Source organism: Georgenia sp. (genome assembly GCF_054605595.1).
In genome coordinates, this window is record NZ_JBTSDU010000055.1 from 1 (window position 1) to 18,224 (window position 18,224).

At 74.1% G+C, this 18,224-nt stretch carries 10 protein-coding genes and 1 pseudogene; 6 read left to right on the top strand and 5 right to left on the bottom strand.

Annotated features, from left to right (window positions below):
* Positions 1 to 49 precede the first annotated feature (49 nt).
* The 4 genes and pseudogenes from ACYC1Z_RS08155 to ACYC1Z_RS08170 form a co-directional block, all read right to left on the bottom strand.
* The gene (locus tag ACYC1Z_RS08155; protein WP_461409029.1) at positions 50 to 2,188 is read right to left on the bottom strand and encodes a hypothetical protein; all 2,139 of its coding nucleotides are present in this window, start codon (positions 2,186 to 2,188) and stop codon (positions 50 to 52) included.
* 162 nt (positions 2,189 to 2,350) lie between these two features.
* On the bottom strand, positions 2,351 to 3,574 hold the full coding sequence (locus ACYC1Z_RS08160) for an MFS transporter (RefSeq protein WP_461409030.1): 1,224 nt from the start codon (positions 3,572 to 3,574) through the stop codon (positions 2,351 to 2,353).
* A gap of 133 nt (positions 3,575 to 3,707) precedes the next feature.
* On the bottom strand, positions 3,708 to 4,349 hold the full coding sequence (locus tag ACYC1Z_RS08165; RefSeq protein ID WP_461409031.1) for a DUF4870 domain-containing protein: 642 nt from the start codon (positions 4,347 to 4,349) through the stop codon (positions 3,708 to 3,710).
* A 252-nt stretch (positions 4,350 to 4,601) separates the two neighbouring features.
* A pseudogene (locus tag ACYC1Z_RS08170) lies at positions 4,602 to 4,962 on the bottom strand (dihydrofolate reductase family protein).
* A gap of 93 nt (positions 4,963 to 5,055) precedes the next feature.
* Here ACYC1Z_RS08170 and ACYC1Z_RS08175 point away from each other — a divergent pair.
* The 4 genes from ACYC1Z_RS08175 (at position 5,056) to recD (ending at position 14,918) form a co-directional block, all read left to right on the top strand.
* On the top strand, positions 5,056 to 5,871 hold the full coding sequence (locus ACYC1Z_RS08175; RefSeq protein WP_461409032.1) for an MBL fold metallo-hydrolase: 816 nt from the start codon (positions 5,056 to 5,058) through the stop codon (positions 5,869 to 5,871).
* A 76-nt stretch (positions 5,872 to 5,947) separates the two neighbouring features.
* Complete coding sequence (gene recC / locus ACYC1Z_RS08180) at positions 5,948 to 9,481, top strand: exodeoxyribonuclease V subunit gamma (RefSeq protein WP_461409033.1); 3,534 nt, start codon at positions 5,948 to 5,950, stop codon at positions 9,479 to 9,481.
* Between the two features lie 47 nt (positions 9,482 to 9,528).
* Positions 9,529 to 13,062 carry a UvrD-helicase domain-containing protein gene (locus tag ACYC1Z_RS08185; RefSeq protein WP_461409038.1) on the top strand — a complete coding sequence of 1,178 codons (3,534 nt, stop codon included), beginning with the start codon at positions 9,529 to 9,531 and terminating at the stop codon, positions 13,060 to 13,062.
* Entirely contained in the window at positions 13,059 to 14,918 is a 1,860-nt protein-coding gene (gene recD / locus ACYC1Z_RS08190; RefSeq protein ID WP_461409034.1) for an exodeoxyribonuclease V subunit alpha, read from the top strand. Before ACYC1Z_RS08185 ends, recD begins: the two co-directional genes overlap by 4 nt.
* A 101-nt stretch (positions 14,919 to 15,019) precedes the next feature.
* Here recD and ACYC1Z_RS08195 read toward each other — a convergent pair whose 3' ends face one another.
* Positions 15,020 to 15,763, bottom strand: a complete 744-nt coding sequence (locus tag ACYC1Z_RS08195) for a FadR/GntR family transcriptional regulator (protein ID WP_461409035.1) — start codon at positions 15,761 to 15,763, stop codon at positions 15,020 to 15,022.
* Between the two features lie 267 nt (positions 15,764 to 16,030).
* Here ACYC1Z_RS08195 and ACYC1Z_RS08200 point away from each other — a divergent pair, with 267 nt between their 5' ends.
* Both ACYC1Z_RS08200 and ACYC1Z_RS08205 read left to right on the top strand, forming a co-directional pair.
* A complete protein-coding gene (locus tag ACYC1Z_RS08200) occupies positions 16,031 to 17,410 on the top strand; it encodes a GntP family permease (protein WP_461409036.1) in 1,380 nt (459 codons plus the stop codon).
* A gap of 10 nt (positions 17,411 to 17,420) precedes the next feature.
* Positions 17,421 to 18,188: an SDR family oxidoreductase gene (locus ACYC1Z_RS08205; protein WP_461409037.1), complete on the top strand. Its 768-nt coding sequence runs from the start codon at positions 17,421 to 17,423 to the stop codon at positions 18,186 to 18,188.
* Positions 18,189 to 18,224 lie beyond the last annotated feature (36 nt).

The following is an 18,224-nucleotide window of genomic DNA, read 5'->3' on the forward strand; positions in this document are numbered from 1 at the left end:
CGCCCGGCCCCGTCGACGGCGGGCCGCGATCACCTGCGCGGCCCGGCTGCTACTTCTTGGTCTTCACCACCGAGTAGTCGTACGCCGCGTCGAGCACGGTGAGGTCGCCACTGGGCAGGTTGGACACCGAGACGACGAAGTCCGTGCCCGGACCGTTGGCGCACGTGGTGTCCAGCGGGTACGTGGAGACCTCGTCCCCGGTGAACCGGTAGACGTGGTTGCCGGCGTCGTCGGCGATCTCGCCGGCGCTCACGGTGCCCGGCGTGAGATCGCACGTGGCGATCACCTGGAGCGTCCAGTTGTTGTCCTGCTCGCCCGTGGTCTCGAGCCAGCCGTCCTCGGACGCGACGGTCGCGGCCGCACCGCCCACCGTGACATCGTCGACGAACCAGCCGGTGTCCAGGTACGCCGCGTCGGTGGAGTACCGCCACCGCACGTCGGTCGCCCCGACCGGCACCGTGACCTGGTACTGCAGGTACTGGGGCTCGTCCACGAAGTACGCCCCACCCGAGGTGCCGGTGATGCCGTTGCCCTCGGTGTTGTTGCCGTGCGGGTCCTCGTCCGTGGAGACGACGGCGCCGCTGGTGACGTCGGTCACCGGCAGGGTGACCCACTCGCCACCGACCTGTGCCTCGACGAAGCCGTAGTCCCAGCCCTCCTCGATGAAGTACCAGGCCCAGAAGTCGATGGTCTCGCCGCCCGCGACCGGGGTCTCCAGGGAGAGGGTGTGGTCGGACTGGCTGGCGTACCCGCCCCACCAGTGCGTCGGGCCCGAGTGCGGTGCGACCTGGCCGGTGTCGTCACCGTCGAACTGCAGCGCGACCCGCGGACCGGGGTTGCGGAACTTCTCGTAGGAGACGCCGAAGGGCAGGGCCGCGGAGTCCGGGCGGTTCTTCGCACGGTCCCACTTCGCGGCCGGCTGCGCGCCCTGGTAGTTGCCGCGGTCGTCCCAGAACTCGTTGTTGGCGATGTCGATGGTCCAGCCGCCGGAGGCCGGCCCGAGGTCGAAGTTCGCCAGGTCCCACAAGGTGGAGTCCTCGTCGTCGAGGTACATCGTCACGGCCCAGTCACGGAACAGCTCCTCGGCGGAGCGCAGGTCGGCACCCGTGGTGGCGTTGAACTCGTCGATGGCGTTCTGTACCCCGACGACGGAGTCGGCCTGCTCGGCGAAGATGAGCTTGATGAGCAGGTCGCCCGCGGCGTCGTCGTACATCAGGTCCGGGGTGAGGTCCCCGCCACCGTTGCCGCCCGCCTGCTCCCACAGGTAGGCGAAGTAGCTGAACGAGGCGCCGTAGTTCTCCAGCCCGCCGCCCCAGCGGGTCAGCGACGTCTCGCGGTGGAAGACCTGCTGGTAGGTGAGGTGGCTGCCGGTCATGTCGAAGCCGTTGAGGAACGCGGCGACGTCCGCCAGGCCCTCGTCCACCCAGGACAGCTCGCCCGGGTCGGAGTAGTTCATCAGCAGGTGCTCGAGCTCGTGGGCGATGACGCCCTCGTACAGCTCGGGGCGGTCGTTGGCGGGGTCGCCGTCGCCCCAGGGTGCGGCCGAGGGGTCCTCGCCCACCCGGTTGGCCCAGTCGAAGGCATCGAGCACGATGACGTTCATGCCGAGCGAGTCCATGAAGTCCGGCGCGAAGTACCCGGCCGTGTAGGTGGTCACCGAGCAGTCGTAGTAGTTGTCGTCCTGGACGTTGTACACGAGCGTGACGAGGGAGTCGCTCGCCGGGTCCGCCGGGTCGGCGGCGCCCATCGGGCCGAAGTGCTGCTCGTCCACGCGGACGATCTGGTTCGCGAGCATGTCGCCGAGGTAGTCGATCTGGCCCTGTGTGAGGGTGTAGTCCGCGGCGCTGTTGTCCGCGCACGGGACGAACTCGTCACCGGGGTCGTGGTCGAAGCCCGGATCGAGGCTGTGTACGCCGGCCACGGCACCGAGGCCGCCGACCGGGACATACACGTACACCGGCGTGCCCTCGGCGGTGGCGCCGGCGTAGGCGCGCTCGAACGGCTGGTAGTAGGTGCCGCCGGCGGTGGAGTCGTTCACCGGCACGGTGATGACGTCGTCCCCGGCGCTGCCGAGCTCGGCCGGTGGCGTGTCCGAGTGTTCTGCCGCGGCCGGGGCTGCCAGCCCGGCGATCACGAGCGCACCGGTGGCGGAACCCGCCAGCAGCGCACGATGAAGAGACCTGCGCATGAAACCCCCCTGTCTCCGGCCCGTGACGGGCCGTCCTGTGCGCGACGGCGGCGTCGCTGCCGACCGTCGGACGGCCCGCGCGCGTGGCGCCGGTGCCGCATGCCACAACGTAGACCGGGGCCACGGATGTGGCCAGGGGAAGGGGTGAGCGCGGACCCGGCGCTACCGGTCCTCGGCCGCGGTGTCGCGCGGTTCCAGCGTCTCCCGTGCGGGCACCCAGGCGATTGCGGCGACGAGGGTGAGCCCTCCGGAGAGGGCGAAGGCCGCGCCGTAGCCGACGTTGTCCACGAGCAGGCCGGCGAGCACGGGCCCCAGGATCTGACCGCCGTCGATCATCATCGAGTACGCCGCCAGGACCTGCCCACCGGCCCGTTCGCGGCCGACGATGTCCGCCACGGCCGCCTGCTGCGCGGGGTTGAGCAGGCCGGCGCCGATCCCGGCGGCAGCGCACAGCACGAGCAGGGAGACGACACCGCCGGCGGCGCCCAGCGCGATGGTCAGGACGCCGCTGACGACGAGGCCGAGCTGGACCAGGGGTTTGCGACCACGGGTGTCCGCGAGCGGGCCCGCCACCGTCAGCGCGGCGGCGTTACCGGCGGCGAACGCGGCCAGCGCGGCGCCGGCGACCCATGGCGGTGCGCCGAGCGCCACCGTCGCGAAGAGCGGCACGATCGCGGTACGGACGCCGAAGTTGGACCAGCCGTGCGCGAACGCCGAGACGAGCAGGGCCCGGTAGGTCGGGTGTGCCAGGGCGTCACGGAGCACGGCCGGCGGCTGCGGCGTCGCCCCGGCCGGCAGTGCGCCGACGGACCGGGGCAGCAGCACCGCGACCATCGCCGTCGCCACGAGCAGCGAGGCCGCGTACACGAGGAACGGCAGGCGCAGGCCGGCCCCGGCGAGGAGTCCGCCGAGCAGCGGGCCGCCGATGTTCCCGAGCAGGAACGCCGTCCCGTAGGCCGCGGAGGCGCGCCCGCGCGCGGCGGGTGGCGCGAGCTTGATGATCAGCCCCATCGCGGAGACCGTGAACATCGTGGAGCCGATGCCGCCCAGCCCGCGGAAGATGAGCAGCTGCGCATAGTTCTGCGCGAAGGCGGTCACGCCCGTGGAGAGGGCGACGATGAGGAGGCCGGTGAGGTAGACCGGCCGCTCGCCCAGCCGGGTGATCAGGTGCCCGCCGGCGGGGGCGAACACCAGCCGGAACAGCGCGAACACGCTGACCACGACGGACGCCGCGGTCACGCCGACGTCGAAGCTCCGGGCGAACTGCGGGAGCACGGGTGCGACGAGGCCGTAGCCCATGGCGATGACGACGGCCGCGGCGACGAGAACCCAGATCTCGCGCGGGAGGCGTTGCCCGGCACGCGGGTCGGTTCGGGTGGAGGCCATGGCAAGGCCATCATCCCCGATGTCGAGGGTGACGGACTCACCGCCGTGTCCCCACGGCCCAGGACCGTGCCGCGGAGCGCCCCGACCGTGTGCTCAACGGCGACGTGTGCTCAACGGCGAGCGGGCACGCCGCTCACTTCACCAGGCGCAGGCAGAGCGGGTAGCGGTATGCCTCCCCCCGGCTGGCGGCGACGGCCGCCAGGATCATGAAGACGATCGCGGCGAGGTAGTACAGGAACAGGATCGCGCCGATGCCGAGCGTGAGGATCGAGACGACCGTGAAGACGACACCCAGGATGATCAGCGTGATCTGGTAGTTGAGCGCCTCCTTGGTCTGGTCCTCCACGAACGCGCCGCGCTCGCGCAGTATCAGCCAGAGCACCAGCGGCAGGATGAAGTTCGAGACGAACCCCGAGAGGTGGCTGAGCACCGCCCACATGCGCTGGTCGGCCGGGCTCATGAGCGGCGCGGAGTAGCCCTGGTGACCGGTCGGGGCGCCGGAGCCCGGCCGGCCGTACGCACCCGGACCGGGGCCGTACCCGCCCGGGGTGTATCCACCCGGACCGGGTCCGTACCCGCCAGCGCCGGTGTAGTCGCCCTGGCCCGGTGCGTATCCGCCCGCGCCGGGCGGATACGCACCCGGTCCCGGGGTGCCGGAGCCCGGCGTCTCGGAGTCCTGCCCTCCGGGCCCGGGCCCGGAGGGCTCAGGCCGCGACGGTTCCGTGCCGTCGGCCGGGGTGGGCTCCTCGGGGGGTTGGGGCGGGATGGCGGTCATCGGGCTCACCAGCTCTGATCGGTGGACGGATGAGCACAGCATCGCAGCCCCGGGGGGGTGCCGTACAGGGGCCTGGGTCGGCGCGGCGTCGGGGGCGACGCAGCAGGTCGCGGGTCGGCTGCTGCGGCAGCGGCGTCGGCGATCCCGACGTCATCGCACCGGAACGTCATCGCATCGGTGCGGAAGGAAGCCCGCGGGACCGGTGACGGCGGCGGCACTCGCCTCGAGTGCCGCCGGTCCCGGCGCGGCGGCCTAGCCGCGGGCCCGTTCGTGCCGCAGCATCGCGACGCCGTTGCCGAACGTGCGGGTCTCGACGAGCCGGAGGGCGGCGCGGGAATCCGCGGGTGGAACAGCGGCATGCCGTGGCCGAGCAGCACGGGGTGGACGTAGAGCCGGTACTCGCGGTGGCGGCGGGGTCGGCGGCGGCGGTGGGCCAGTAGGACGCCATGAGCTCGTGGGTGACGCGCCCCTCGAGGAACGCGCCCATCGGTGCGAGCTGCTCGTTGAGGTGGGTGTGCAGCTCGTCGTCGACCAGGTGCCACTCGAGCCCGCCGTCGAGGCTCGCGAAGAACCCGTCGAGCGACACCGACACGGAGAAGATGACGCGTCTCATGCGGTCCCCACTTCTCGTAGGCGGACCAGTATCCGCCGCCGAGCGGTGGCGGACCAGGGCATTCCTCGACCGGGGCGTCGTAGGCTGCGGGACGTGCCGCAGGCGAGTCTCGTCGAGGTGGCCGACGGCGTCCTCGTCGCCACCCACCCCTTCGACATCCACACGACGACGGTCGTCCTCGGCGACGGCGCCGGCTGCCTCGTGGTCGACCCGGGGGTGACCGCCGCGGAGATCGACGCGCTGGCGACCCAGCTCGACGCCCGCGGCCGGCGGGTCACCGCGGCCTTCTCGACCCACCCGCACTGGGACCACCTGCTGTGGCGTCACGCCCTCGGGGATGTGCCGCGGTACGCGACGGCGGCCGGTGCCGCCGTCGCGCGCGTGCGGCTCGCGGAGAACCGCCGCAAGGCCGCGGAGGCGCTGGGGGGTGTGGACGCCGAGCCGCTGGGTGGGGTGACGGCGCTGGCCGAGCCGCCGACCGGGCCGCTCACGATCCCGTGGGGCGGGCCGCGGGTGAAGGTGCTCGAGCACCGTGCGCACGCACCCGGTCACGCGGCGGTGTTGGTCGAGGCGGTCGGTGTGCTCGTGGCCGGAGACATGCTCTCCGACGTCGAGATCCCGCTGCCCGATCTCGCCGCCGAGGACCCGCTGGGCGACTACGACCGTGCGCTGGACCTCTTCGCGGGGCTGGGCGGGGCCGACGTCGTCGTCCCGGGGCACGGCACGGTGGGCGACCGTGCGGAGCTGGAGCGCCGCATCGGCGCGGACCGTCGATACCTCGCCGAGGTCCGGGCCGGGCGGGTGGTCACGGACCCGCGACTCGCGGCCGGTGCGGACTGGCTGCGCGTGGAGCACCGCGAGCTCGTCGCGCAGCTCGCGGGTCGGAGTCGCGCCGCCGGAGGAAGCTGACCCCCGCTGAGGGACCAGCCGGGCGATGTCGTACGCCGGTCATAGGGTGAGGCCGGATCGACGAAGGGAGGGCAACGTGCTGCACCTGCACCGCTCCGAGCGCGCCGACACGCTCGTCGGGCCCCTCGCCGCCCTCCTCGCTGACCCGCCCGAGGACCCCTTCACCCCCGACGTCGTCGCCGTGCCCACCCGCGGCGTCGAGCGCTGGCTCGCGCAGCGACTCTCGCACCACCTCGGCGCCGGGCCCGACGGCGAGCCCGGAGTCTGTGCCAACGTCACCTTCGCCTCCCCGTACCGCCTCGTCGGCGAGGTCCTCGCCGCGGTGGCCGGACCGGGCGATGACGACCCCTGGCAGGCCGAACGCCTCACCTGGCCGCTGCTCGAGGTGATCGACGCGAGCATCGGCCGGCCCTGGGCGGCGCCCCTGGCCCGCTACCTCGGCGCAGGCGCGGGCGGCGGCGATGGTGCGGGTGCCGGAGCCGACGAGGACCACCGGCACGGCCGCCGGCTCGGCCTCGCCCGTCACCTCGCGCGACTCCTCGCCGCCTACGCCGCCCAACGCCCCGACCTCATCGACGCCTGGGCGCGGGGGCAGGACGAGGACGGTGCGGGTGTGCCCGTGCCGGGCGACCTCGCCTGGCAGCCGCTGCTGTGGCGCGCGGTCCGCGACCGTGTCGGCGCGGCCGGCCCGGGGGAGTACCTGCCCGCGGCGGTCCGCACCCTGACCGACCACCCCGACGTCGTCGACCTGCCCGCACGGCTCTCCGTCTTCGGCCCCACCCGCCTGCCCGAGGACCAGCTCGCGGTGCTCACCGCCCTGGGGGAGCACCGCGAGGTCCACCTCTGGCTCCCGCACCCCTCACCGGTGCTGTGGGACCGCATCGCCACTGCCGGCACTGCCACCGCTGCCGGCACTGTCGGCGCCACCGGCACTGTCGGCGCCACCGGCGCTGCCGCTGCCACCGCCGCCACCGGCGGCTCCGCCTCCCGGCGACGGCGCGACCAGCCCACCCTCGCCGAGCACCCGATGCTCGCCTCGATGGCGCGCGACGCCACCGAGCTCCAGGTGCGCCTGCTCGCGGCCGCCGCGCCCGACGTCGTCCACCACCCCGCCCCGCCCCCGCCGGCCACCCTGCTCGGCGCGCTTCAGCAGCGCCTGCGCGACGACGCCCCGGACGCCCCGCCCCACCCCCTCGACCCGACCGACCGCAGCGTCCAGGTGCACGGCTGCCACGGCCGCACCCGCCAGGTCGAGGTGCTCCGGGAGGTGCTCGCCGGGCTGTTCGCCGACGACCCCACGCTCGAGCCCCGCGACGTCATCGTCATGTGCCCCGACATCGAGTCGGTCGCCCCACTGGTCACCGCCACGTTCGGGCTCGTCGCCGAGGAGAGCGCGCACCACCACCGCGTCCACCCCGGCCAGACGCTCCGCGTCCGCCTCGCCGACCGCTCCCCGGGCCGCATCAACCCGGCCCTCGCCCTGCTCAGCACCCTGCTGCAGCTCGCCGACGGCCGCGTCACCGCCTCCGAGGTCCTCGACCTCGCCGCCACCGACCCCGTCCGCCGCCGCTTCCGCCTCACGGACAAGGAACTCGCCCGCCTCCGTGACTGGGCCGTCGAGTCCGGCGTCCACTGGGGCGAGGACCTCGCCCGCCGAGCCCGCTTCGGCCTGCCCCGGCTGCGGCAGGGCACCTGGGACCAAGCCCTGGACCGCATCCTGCTCGGTGCCGCGATGGCCGAGGAGGACTACCGGTACGTCGGGCCCGCCCTGCCGCTGGACGACGTCGACAGCACCGACATCGACCTCGCCGGGCGACTCGCCGAGCTCCTCGACCGCCTCACCGACGTCCTCGCCACCCTGGACGGCGCCCACCCGCTGGGGCACTGGCTCGGCGCCCTCGACCGCGCCCTCACCCTCCTCGCGGACACCGCGCCCGACGACGCCTGGCAGATCGTCCAGGCACGCCGCGTGCTCACCGACGTCCGCGCGAGCGCCGACGTCGGGGGCGCCCCCGGGAGCGGGTCGGCCGATGACACCACCACGCGCCGCGCCGGCGGCGCGCCCGGCTCGGTCCCGTTGACCCTGCCCGACGTCCGCGCGCTCCTGGCCGACCGCCTGCAGGGCCGCCCCACCCGCGCCGGCTTCCGCACCGGCGCCCTGACCATGTGCTCGATGGAACCCATGCGCGCCGTTCCGCACCGCGTCGTCTGCCTCCTCGGCGTCGACGACGGCGTCTTCCCACGCGGCACGTCCGCCGACGGCGACAACCTCCTCCTGCGCGATCCGTGCCTGGGCGAGCGGGACCCGCGCAGCGAGGACCGCCAACTCTTCCTCGACGCCGTCACCGCTGCGGGCGAGCACCTCGTGGTCCTCTACTCCGGCGCCGACGAGCGCACCGGCGCCACCCGCCCGCCCGCCGTCCCGGTCGGCGAGCTCCTGGATGCGCTCGACGCCGCCGCCGCCGCCGCCCCCGACGAGCGGCTGGTGCGCGAGCACATCCTGGTCCGCCACCCCCTCCAGGTGGTCGACGAGCGCAACTTCGCCGACGGCGCGCTCGGCCGGCCGGGCCCGTTCAGCTTCGACGCCGTCGCCCACCGGGCCGCGCTCGCGGGCCGCGGGCCGCGCACCGGGCCGCCACCGTTCCTCACCGAGCCCCTCCCCGCCCTCGAGGAGCCGCACGGGATCGACCTGGACGACCTCGTCTCCGCCCTCGAGCACCCGGTGCGCTGGTTTCTGCGCCGCCGCCTCCAGCTCTCCCTCACCGGTGAGATCGACGACGTCGACGACCGCCTACCGCTCGGCCTCGACGGCCTCGGCACCTGGCAGATCGGCGACCGGCTCCTGGCCGCCAGCCTCGCCGGCGTCGACCCGCGCGAGGCGTTCCACGCCGAGTGGCGCCGCGGCGAGGTCCCGCCCAAGGAGCTCGGACGGGCCACCCTGCTCGACGTCGAGACCCGCGTCGCGCCCATCGCGCGCGCGGGCGGTCACTTCGCCGCCGGGCCGGCGAGCTCGGTCGACCTCACCGTGGTGCTGCCGTCCGGTGTCGAGCTGACCGGCACCGTGCCCGGCGTGCACGGCACCACGGTGGTCCGCACCGTCTACTCCCGCCTCGCCCCCAAGCACCGGCTGCGGGCCTGGCTGCAGGTCGTCGCACTGGCTGCGGCCCACCCCGCCCGGCCGTGGGACGCCGCCACGATCGGCCGGCCCAAGCACAACCGGCCCGGCGCCGTCGTCTCCCGCATCGACGCCCCGAACCGGCAGGAGGCCCGCGACATCCTCGACCAGCTCGTGGCCCTGCGCGCGCTCGCGGCCCGGGAACCGCTGCCGCTGCCCGTGGCCGCCGCCGCCGTCTACGCCACCAGCCGGTACGGCGGCGACTCCGAGGCGATGGCCCTGGAGAACGCCACCCGCGAGTGGGACGGCGGGTTCGAGCGCGACGAGGAGCACCACGCCCGGTGCTGGGGCGCCGAGGCCGAACTCGCCGACCTCGCCGGCACCCCCACCGCCGCGGAACGCCCGTGGTTCCCCGAGGACCGCACCCGCCTCGGCGTCCTGGCCCGCCGCGTGTGGCAGCCGCTGCTCGCCCACGAGGAGACGGAGATCCCGTGAACGACGCCCCCGTCCCCCGCCCCGAAGCGGGACGGCCCGACGAGCCGATCGCCGCGGACCCGGCCGTCTTCGACGTCACCGGTCCGCTGCCCACCGGCAACACCGTGCTCGAGGCCAGCGCCGGCACCGGCAAGACCTTCACCATCGCGGCGCTGGCCGCGCGGTACGTCGCCGAGGGCGTGGCCGACCTGTCCGAGCTCATCCTCGTCACGTTCGGCCGGGCCGCCACCTCCGAGCTGCGCGACCGGGTGCGCGAACGCCTCGTCGCGACCGAGCGGGCCCTGCGCAGCCCGGACGCCCGCACCAGCGACGACGCCGTCGTCGCGCACCTGGCGGCCGTCGACGACGCCGAGCGGCTGGTGCGCCGCCGTCGCCTGACCCGGGCGCTGTCCCAGTTCGACGCCGCCACCATCACCACCACGCACGGGTTCTGCCAGCAGATGCTCACCACGCTCGGGGTCTCGGCGGACACCGACCCCGACGCCGTCTTCGTGCCCGACATCGCCGACCTCGTGGACGAGGTGGTCAAGGACCTCTACCTCGCCCGCTACGCCGAGTCCCCGCAGCCGGCCCTGACCCCGGCCGACGCCCGCGACGTCGCCCGCAAGGCCGTCGGCGACCACCAGGCGGGCCTCGAGCCGCGGGGCGCGTCCGCCGACACGGTCGCCGGGCACCGCTACGCGTTCGCGCGCGACGCCGTCGCCGAGGTCATGCACCGCAAGCGCGCCCGCCACCTCATCGACTTCGACGACCTGCTCGTCCTCCTGCGCGACGCCCTCACCGACCCCGGCCACGGGCCGGCCGCCGCCGACCGGGTGCGCTCGCGGTACCAGGTGGTGCTCGTGGACGAGTTCCAGGACACCGACCCCGTGCAGTGGGAGATCCTGCGCACCGCGTTCCACCGCCACCGCACCCTCGTCCTCATCGGTGACCCCAAGCAGGCCATCTACGCCTTCCGCGGCGGCGACGTCGTCACCTACCTCGCCGCCCGGGCCGACGCGACCACCACCGCCACCCTGGGCCGCAACTGGCGCTCCGACGCCCCGCTGCTGCAGGGCCTCGAGACTGTCCTCGGCGGTGCGGCGCTGGGGGACCGGGACATCGTCGTGCGCCGCGTCGACGCCCAGCACCGCGACCGCCGGATCGACGGCGGCGCCCCGCTGCGGCTGCGGCAGGTGACCCGGGAGCCGTTCCGGGTCCGCGGCGCCAAGAACCCCCGGGTCGGCGACGTCCGGAGGCTCCTCGCCGATGACGTCGCCGCGGACGTCGTCCGCCAGCTCGGGAACACGCGCCTCGCCGACGGCGGCACGTGGCGCCCGCTCGAGCCCGGCGACATCGCCGTGCTCACCCGCCGCAACGCCGATGCCGCGCTGGTCCGTGACGCGCTCGACGGCGCCGGGGTTCCCGCCGTGGTATCCGCCCTGGTCAGCGTGTTCGCCCAGCCCGCCGCCGCCCACTGGGTCACGCTCCTCAGCGCGCTCGAGCAGCCCGGCCACCCGGGCCGGGTCGCAGCCCTGACGCTGACGCCGTTCGTCGGCTGGGACGCCGCCACGCTCGCCGGCGCGAGCGACACCGAGCGGGACGTGCTCGCCGACCGCGTGCGCATGTGGGGGCGGCTGCTCGCCGAGCGCGGGGTGGCGGCCCTGGTCGAGAGCGTCAGTGCCGACGGTGTCGCCGAGCGGCTGCTGCGCACCAGCACCGGGGAGCGGGTGCTGACGGACCTGCGGCACATCGGCCAGTCGCTGCACGTGGCCGCCACCGCGGACCGGCTCGGCGTGGCCGCCCTCGCCGACTGGCTGCGTCGCCGCGTGGCCGAGGCGGGGGAGGACTACGCCGAGGACCGCAGCCGCCGTCTGGAGACCGACGCCGCGGCCGTCCAGGTGGTCACCATCCACGCCAGCAAGGGCCTGGAGTTCCCGGTCGTCTACGTGCCCTTCGGGTGGGACCGCTACGAGTCGAAGACCCCGCCGATCCTGCGCTTCCACGACGCGGCCGGCCACCGGCTGCTGCACGTGGGCGGCAAGGAGGACCAGCACTACGACGCCGCCCGCGAGCGCCACCTCGCCGAGGAGCGGGGAGAGGACCTGCGCCTGCTGTACGTGGCACTCACCCGGGCCGCCGCGCAGGTGGTGGTGCACTGGGCGCCGTCGTCGAACTCGGCCGGCGGGCCCCTCAGCCGGCTCCTGCTCGGCGACGTCACCCCCGGTGAGCTCCCGCCCGAGCGGGTCCCGGCGGCCGCCGACGACGCGATCACCGCCCGGCTCACCGAGCTCGCCGCCCGCGCCGACGGCACCATCGCCCTCGAGCCGGTGACGGTGTGGCCCGCCCCCGCGCACTGGACCCCGCCCGCGAGCGACCGGCCGGGCCTGTCGGTCGCGCGGCTCACCCGCACGCTCGACCACACCTGGCGGCGCACCTCCTACACCGGGCTCACCGCCGCCGCGCACGCCGCGGGGGTTGCCAGCGAGCCCGAGACCACCGGCATCCAGGACGAGGAGCTGGTCGGTGGCGACGCAGAGATCGGTGTGGGCGCCGCCGTCGGTGTCAGTAGCGGCGGAACTCGCTCCGACGATCCCACCGTCGCCCTCGGCGACGCTACCGAGGAACGAGCACCCTTCGACCTTCCCGACGGCGGCCCCACCGGCCCGGCGGCACCGGCCTCCGCCGCCCGCCATCTGCCCTCCCCGATGGCTGACCTGCCCGCCGGCGCGGCCTTCGGCACCCTCGTGCACGAGATCCTCGAGCAGGTCGACACCGAGGCCGACGACCTCGCCGCGGAACTGCTCGCCCGCAGCCGCGAGGTGGCGACCTCGGGAGTACCGGGCGTGACGCCCGAGGCTCTCGCCGGCGCGCTCGCAGCGGTGCTGGCCACCCCGCTCGGACCGTTGGCGGGCGGCGCCACGCTGGCCGACTTCCCCCCGCGCGACCGGCTCGCCGAGCTCGAGTTCGAGCTCCCCCTCGCGGGCGGGGACGGCCCGCCCGCCGCAGCCGTCCCGTCGGCGTCGCCCGGCCGCCCCGCAACGTCGGCCCCGCCCGCACCGACCCCACTCACCACGCCGTCCCGTGCGGTCGCGACCCTGACCGACATCGTCGACCTGCTGCGCCGCCACCTGCCCGCCGACGACGTCTTCGCCCCCTACCCCGACCATCTCGCCGGCCTCGGCGAGGCGAAGCTCCTCGGCTATCTCACCGGCAGCATCGACGCGGTCCTGCGGTGCGGCCACGACGAGCCGCGGTACCTCGTCGTGGACTACAAGACCAACCGTCTCGGCGTCTTCGACGAGCCGCTCACCGCCTGGGACTACCGGCCGGCGGCGATGGCCGAGGCGATGATGCGGACCCACTACCCGCTGCAGCTGCTCCTCTACCTCGCCGCGCTGCACCGCTACCTGCGGTGGCGTCAGCGCGGCTACGACCCCGAGCGCCACCTCGGCGGCGCGCTCTACCTCTTCGTGCGGGGCATGTGCGGCCCGCACACACCCGTGGCCGACGACGGCAACCCCTACGGGGTCATGGCCTGGCGCCCACCCACCGCGCTCGTCGTCGACCTCTCGGCCCTGCTCGAGGGGCGAACGCCATGAGCACGCCCCCCACCCCCACACCAGACGTTTCCGCGGAGACGCGCATCGCCCTGCACGCCCCGCCGTTGCTCGCCCGGTTCAACACCGCCGGGGTGATCTCGGCGGCCGACGTCCACGTCGCGACCCGCCTCGGCCGGCTCACCGGTGAGCACGACGAGCAGGTGCTCCTCGCCGTCGCGCTCGCGGTGCGGGCGGTGCGCGCCGGGTCCGTGTGCGTGCGCCTCGACGACCTCGACGCGCTCGCCGTCCCCGAGGCCGAGGACGTCGTCGCGGGCCCGCTGCCCTGGCCCGAACCGGTGACCTGGGCCGCCGCAGTGGCGGCGAGCCCGTTGGTGGCCGTCGGGGTGGGCGGCCCGGCGGACCGGCCCGCCCGCTGGGTGGGCGGGCGTCTCTACCTCGACCGGTTCTGGCGTGACGAGCTGCTGGTGCGCCGCGAGACCGAGGCCCGGCTGCGCACCCCGTTCGGCGGGTACGACGGCGACCGGCTCGCCGCAACCGCACACCGGCTGTTCCCCGCAGGCGGCGACGACCGGCAACGCCGGGCGGCGCAGACGGCGGTGCTCAGCCGCTTCACCGTGCTCACCGGCGGCCCTGGTACCGGCAAGACGACGACGGTCGCGCGGATCCTCGCCGTCCTGCAGGACGTCGCCGGCCCCGGGCTGCGGATCGCGCTCGCCGCACCCACCGGCAAGGCTGCGGCGCGCCTGCAGGAGGCGGTGCGCGACGTCGTGGCCACGCTCGACCGCGCCGACCAGGAGCGCGTCGGCACGCCCGAGGCCACCACCGTGCACCGGCTGCTCGGCTGGAAACGGGGCAGCTCCACCCGCTTCGACCACGACGCCGACCACCACGTGCCGCACGACGTGGTAGTGGTGGATGAGACGTCGATGGTGTCGCTGCCGTTGATGGCGCGGCTGCTGGAGGCGCTGCGCCCCGAGGCGCGCCTGCTGCTCGTCGGTGACCCGGACCAGCTCGCGTCCGTGGAGGCGGGAGCCGTCCTCGGCGACCTCGTCGCCTCGGTGCCGGAGTCCGGCGTCGTCCGGCTCACCACCGTCCACCGCCAGCAGGCCGACAGCCGGATCCTGCCGCTCGCCACGGCCATCCGGGACGGCGACGCCGACGCCGCCCTCGCCGTGCTGCGCGACGGCGGGACCTCGGTGGAGTTCGTCGCCGCCGCCGCGGAGCGCCTCACCGAGGCGGAGATCCGGCCCGTGCGCGAGGACGCCGTGGGTGCCGGCGCCGATCTCGTCGCGGCCGCCCGCGAGGGTGACGCGGCAGGGGCGCTGCGCGCCCTCGATGCGCACCGGCTCATGCTCGCCCATCGCCGCGGACCCGCCGGCGTCGCCCACTGGGCGGGGCTGGTGGAGGCCTGGGTCGCGGCGGCGGTAGCGCGGGATCAGCACGCGGGCGCCCCGGACCGGCCGATGGCCGGCCCGCTCTGGTACCCCGGCCGGCCTCTCCTCGTCACCGCCAACGACCGCGACACCGGCCTGTACAACGGCGACACGGGCGTGCTCGTGGCCGACGGAGACGGCGTGGTCGCGGTGTTCGGTGACCCCGAGGGCCCCATGCGCGTACGTCCGCACCGGCTGCCCCCGGTGGAGACCGTGCACGCCATGACCGTGCACCGCGGCCAGGGCAGCCAGTTCCGGAAGGTGTCGCTGATCCTGCCCCCGGCCACCTCGCCCCTGCTCACCCGCGAGCTGCTGTACACGGCGGTGACCCGGGCCCGGGAGTCGGTGCGCGTCGTCGGCACCGAGGAAGCGGTCCGGAAGGCCGTCGAGACCCGGGTGCGCCGGGCCAGCGGGCTGCAGGTGCCCCTCGGACCCGGGGACACCGGGTGGACCGAGCCGTGACGGCCGGGGCCTTCGCCCGCCGGTGAACGGGAGGGCTCGCGACGGGGCGGCGGCGGCCTCACGGGGCCTCGGTATCGGCGGGGGCCTCCGGGACCGGGGCGTCAGTCGCGTGCAAGTGGAGGTGTGAACGTGGCGTCGCGCAGCTCGCGCCAGACCTCGATGACGATGGCGCGGGCGTGGTTCTCGGCGGCGTCCTCGTCCCCGGTCGCCACCGCGTGGGCGAGCAGCTCGTGGTGGTCGAGGGACTCCGGCACCGGCCGCGCGGGTGTCAGCTGCAGCTCGGTCCGGCCCTCGAGGACCTCCTGGATCACGCGCCGCAGCGCGCCGAGCATGTCGTTGCCGGTCGCCTCGATGAGGAGCGTGTGGAACTCGACGTCGGCGTCGAGGTACTCCTGGTCCGCGCCGCGACCCACCTCCCCGAGCCGGCGCAGGATCGTGGCCAGCTCCTGGAGCCGGGCACGCACCTCGGGCGTCGCCCGGGTGGCGGCCAGGCGTGCGGCCGTCGGCTCGATGGCGAGACGGAGTTCGGTGAGTCGGTGGAGCTGATCGTCGCGCTGCGGGCTGGTGAGACGCCACCGGATGAGCCGGGGGTCGAGCGTGTTCCACCCGGTGGCTGGTTGCACGGTCACGCCCACGCGGCGGCGTGCCTCGACCATCCCGGTCGACTCGAGGACACGGATGGCCTCGCGGACCACGGTGCGGGAGACGCCGTATTCCTCAGCCAGACCGGCGAGCGTCATCACGGTGCCCACCGGTTTGGCGCCGTGGACGATCTCACGGCCGAGCCGGTCGAGCACGTCCGTGTGCAGGACGGAAGCGGTCGTCGTCGACGGGGGGACCACCATAGTCTTCGCCCTCCTCACCGACGGGCGACAGCGTACCCGCGGGCCTGCTGACGGCGACAATCACACAAGTATGACCTTTGACAATCGTGTGACCTTTGTGCCAACGTGGCGCCTCGCAGGGCAGCTCGTGGCGATCACGCCGGCGTCGCGCGGGGGACGATCCCCGCCTATGCCACCGAGGTCGCGGACGGGTACGCCGGCACCTCACACACCATGTTCCTCCCGGTTCGCGCGCACGTGGACCGCTGACATCGACGGAGATACTCCATGCAAGACTGGGTCCAGACCATGGGAGCGGGCCCGCTCCTGGCGATCGCGGCCGGTGCCATCGCGTTGCTGCTGATCCTGGTGATCAGGTTCAAGATGCACGCGTTCCTCACGCTCATCACCGTTTCTCTCCTCACGGCCTTCGCCACCGGCATCCCGACCGACCGCATCGTGAGCACGGCGGTGAACAGCTTCGGCGGGACGCTCGGCTCGGTGGCCCTGCTGATCGGCCTCGGCGCGATGCTCGGCAAGATGGTCGAGCACAGCGGTGGGGCGAAGGTGCTGGCCGACAAACTCGTGGACCGCTTCGGTGAGGAGCGGGCCCCGTTCGCTCTGGGTCTGGCCTCGCTGATCATGGGCTTCCCCATCTTCTTCGACGCCGGCCTCGTGGTCATGCTGCCGATCATCTTCGCGGTCGCACGCCGCGTCGGCGGCAACAACGTGCTGCTCTACGGCCTCCCGGCCGCTGCCGCGTTCTCGGTGATGCACGTCTTCGTGCCTCCGCACCCCGGCCCAGTCGCTGCCACCGAGCTCTACGGTGCGAACCTCGGCCTCGTGCTGCTCGTCGGCATCATCATCGCGTTCCCGGTCTGGTACGTCTCCGGTTACCTCTGGGGCAAGCGCGTCGGTCGGAAGTACATCCTCCCGGTCCCGGCCCTGTTCGGCTCCATCGACGACGACCAGCCCACGAACCCGCCCGCCGTCAGCACTGTCATCGCCATGCTCCTGCTGCCGCTGGTGCTCATCTTCCTCAACACCGGTCTGGACTTCCTGCGCGCCGCCGGCGCCGTCTCCGCCGATGCCACCTGGTTCCAGGTCCTCTCGGCACTGGGCTCGTCCCCGGTCGCGCTGCTGATCTCGGTCCTCGTCGCCACCGCCGTGCTCGGTACCCGCCGTGGCGAGAACGGCACCGCCCTGGAGAAGGTGCTCGACTCCTCGCTCGGCCCGGTCGCCTCGGTCACGCTCATCACCGGTGCGGGCGGGATGTTCGGCGGCATCCTGCGCGCCTCCGGAATCGGTGACGCGCTGGCGGACTCGCTGGACAACATCGGCCTGCCGGTCATCGTGGCCGCCTACGTCATCGCCCTCATCCTGCGGGTGGCGCAGGGCTCCGCGACCGTCGCCCTCGTGACCGCGGCCGGCCTCATGGCCCCAGCCATCGCCGTCGGCGACTACAGCGTGATGCAGGTCGTCGCCATCACCCTGGCCACGGCCGCCGGCTCGGTTTTCGCCGGGCACGTCAACGACTCCGGGTTCTGGCTGGTGGGCCGCCTCATGGGCATGGACGTCAAGACCACCCTGAAGACCTGGACCGTCCAGCAGGCGCTGGAGTCGGTGCTCGGCTTCGCGGCAGCCCTCGTCGTCTTCGCAATCTTCTAGGGGGATCGGCATGAGCAACATCTTTGACATCAGCGGCAAGTTGGCGTTCGTCACCGGCTCCTCGCGCGGGCTGGGCAACGCCCTGGCCACCGGGCTGGCCGAGGCTGGTGCCCGCCTGGTCCTGCACGGCCGTGACGAGGCCGCCCTCACCGCGGCCGCCGAGCGGATCACCGCCTCGACCGCCACGGTACCGGCCACCGTCATGTTCGACGTGACCGACGTCGACGCCGTCGCCACCGGCGTTGCGGCACTCGTCGCCGAGCACGGCGTGCCGGACATCCTGGTCAACAACGCCGGGATCCAGCGCAGGGCGCCGTTCAACGACTTCGACCCCAAGGACTGGGACGACATCGTCGCGTCGAACCTCTCGAGCGCGTTCTACGTCTCCCAGCAGGTCTCGCGCGGCATGGCCGAGCGTGGTTCGGGCAAGATCATCAACATCGGCTCCGTGCAGTCGTTGCTGGCCCGCCAGACCATCGCGCCGTACTCGGCCACCAAGGGCGGCATGGTCATGCTCACCAAGGGCATGGCGGCCGACCTGGCCCGGTTCAACATCCAGGTCAACGCCATCTCCCCGGGCTACTTCGCCACCGAGATGAACAAGGCGCTGGTCGAGGACGAGGCGTTCAACGCCTGGGTGGTGGGACGCACCCCGGCGCAGCGCTGGGGCAAGTTCGAGGAGCTCGTCGGCACGCTGGTCTACCTCGCGTCCGACGCCTCGAGCTTCGTCTCGGGGCAGAACATCTTCGTCGACGGCGGCATGACCTCCGTCGTCTGAGCTGGTCCGGGGGTGGGTGGCCCGTCACGACGGCGG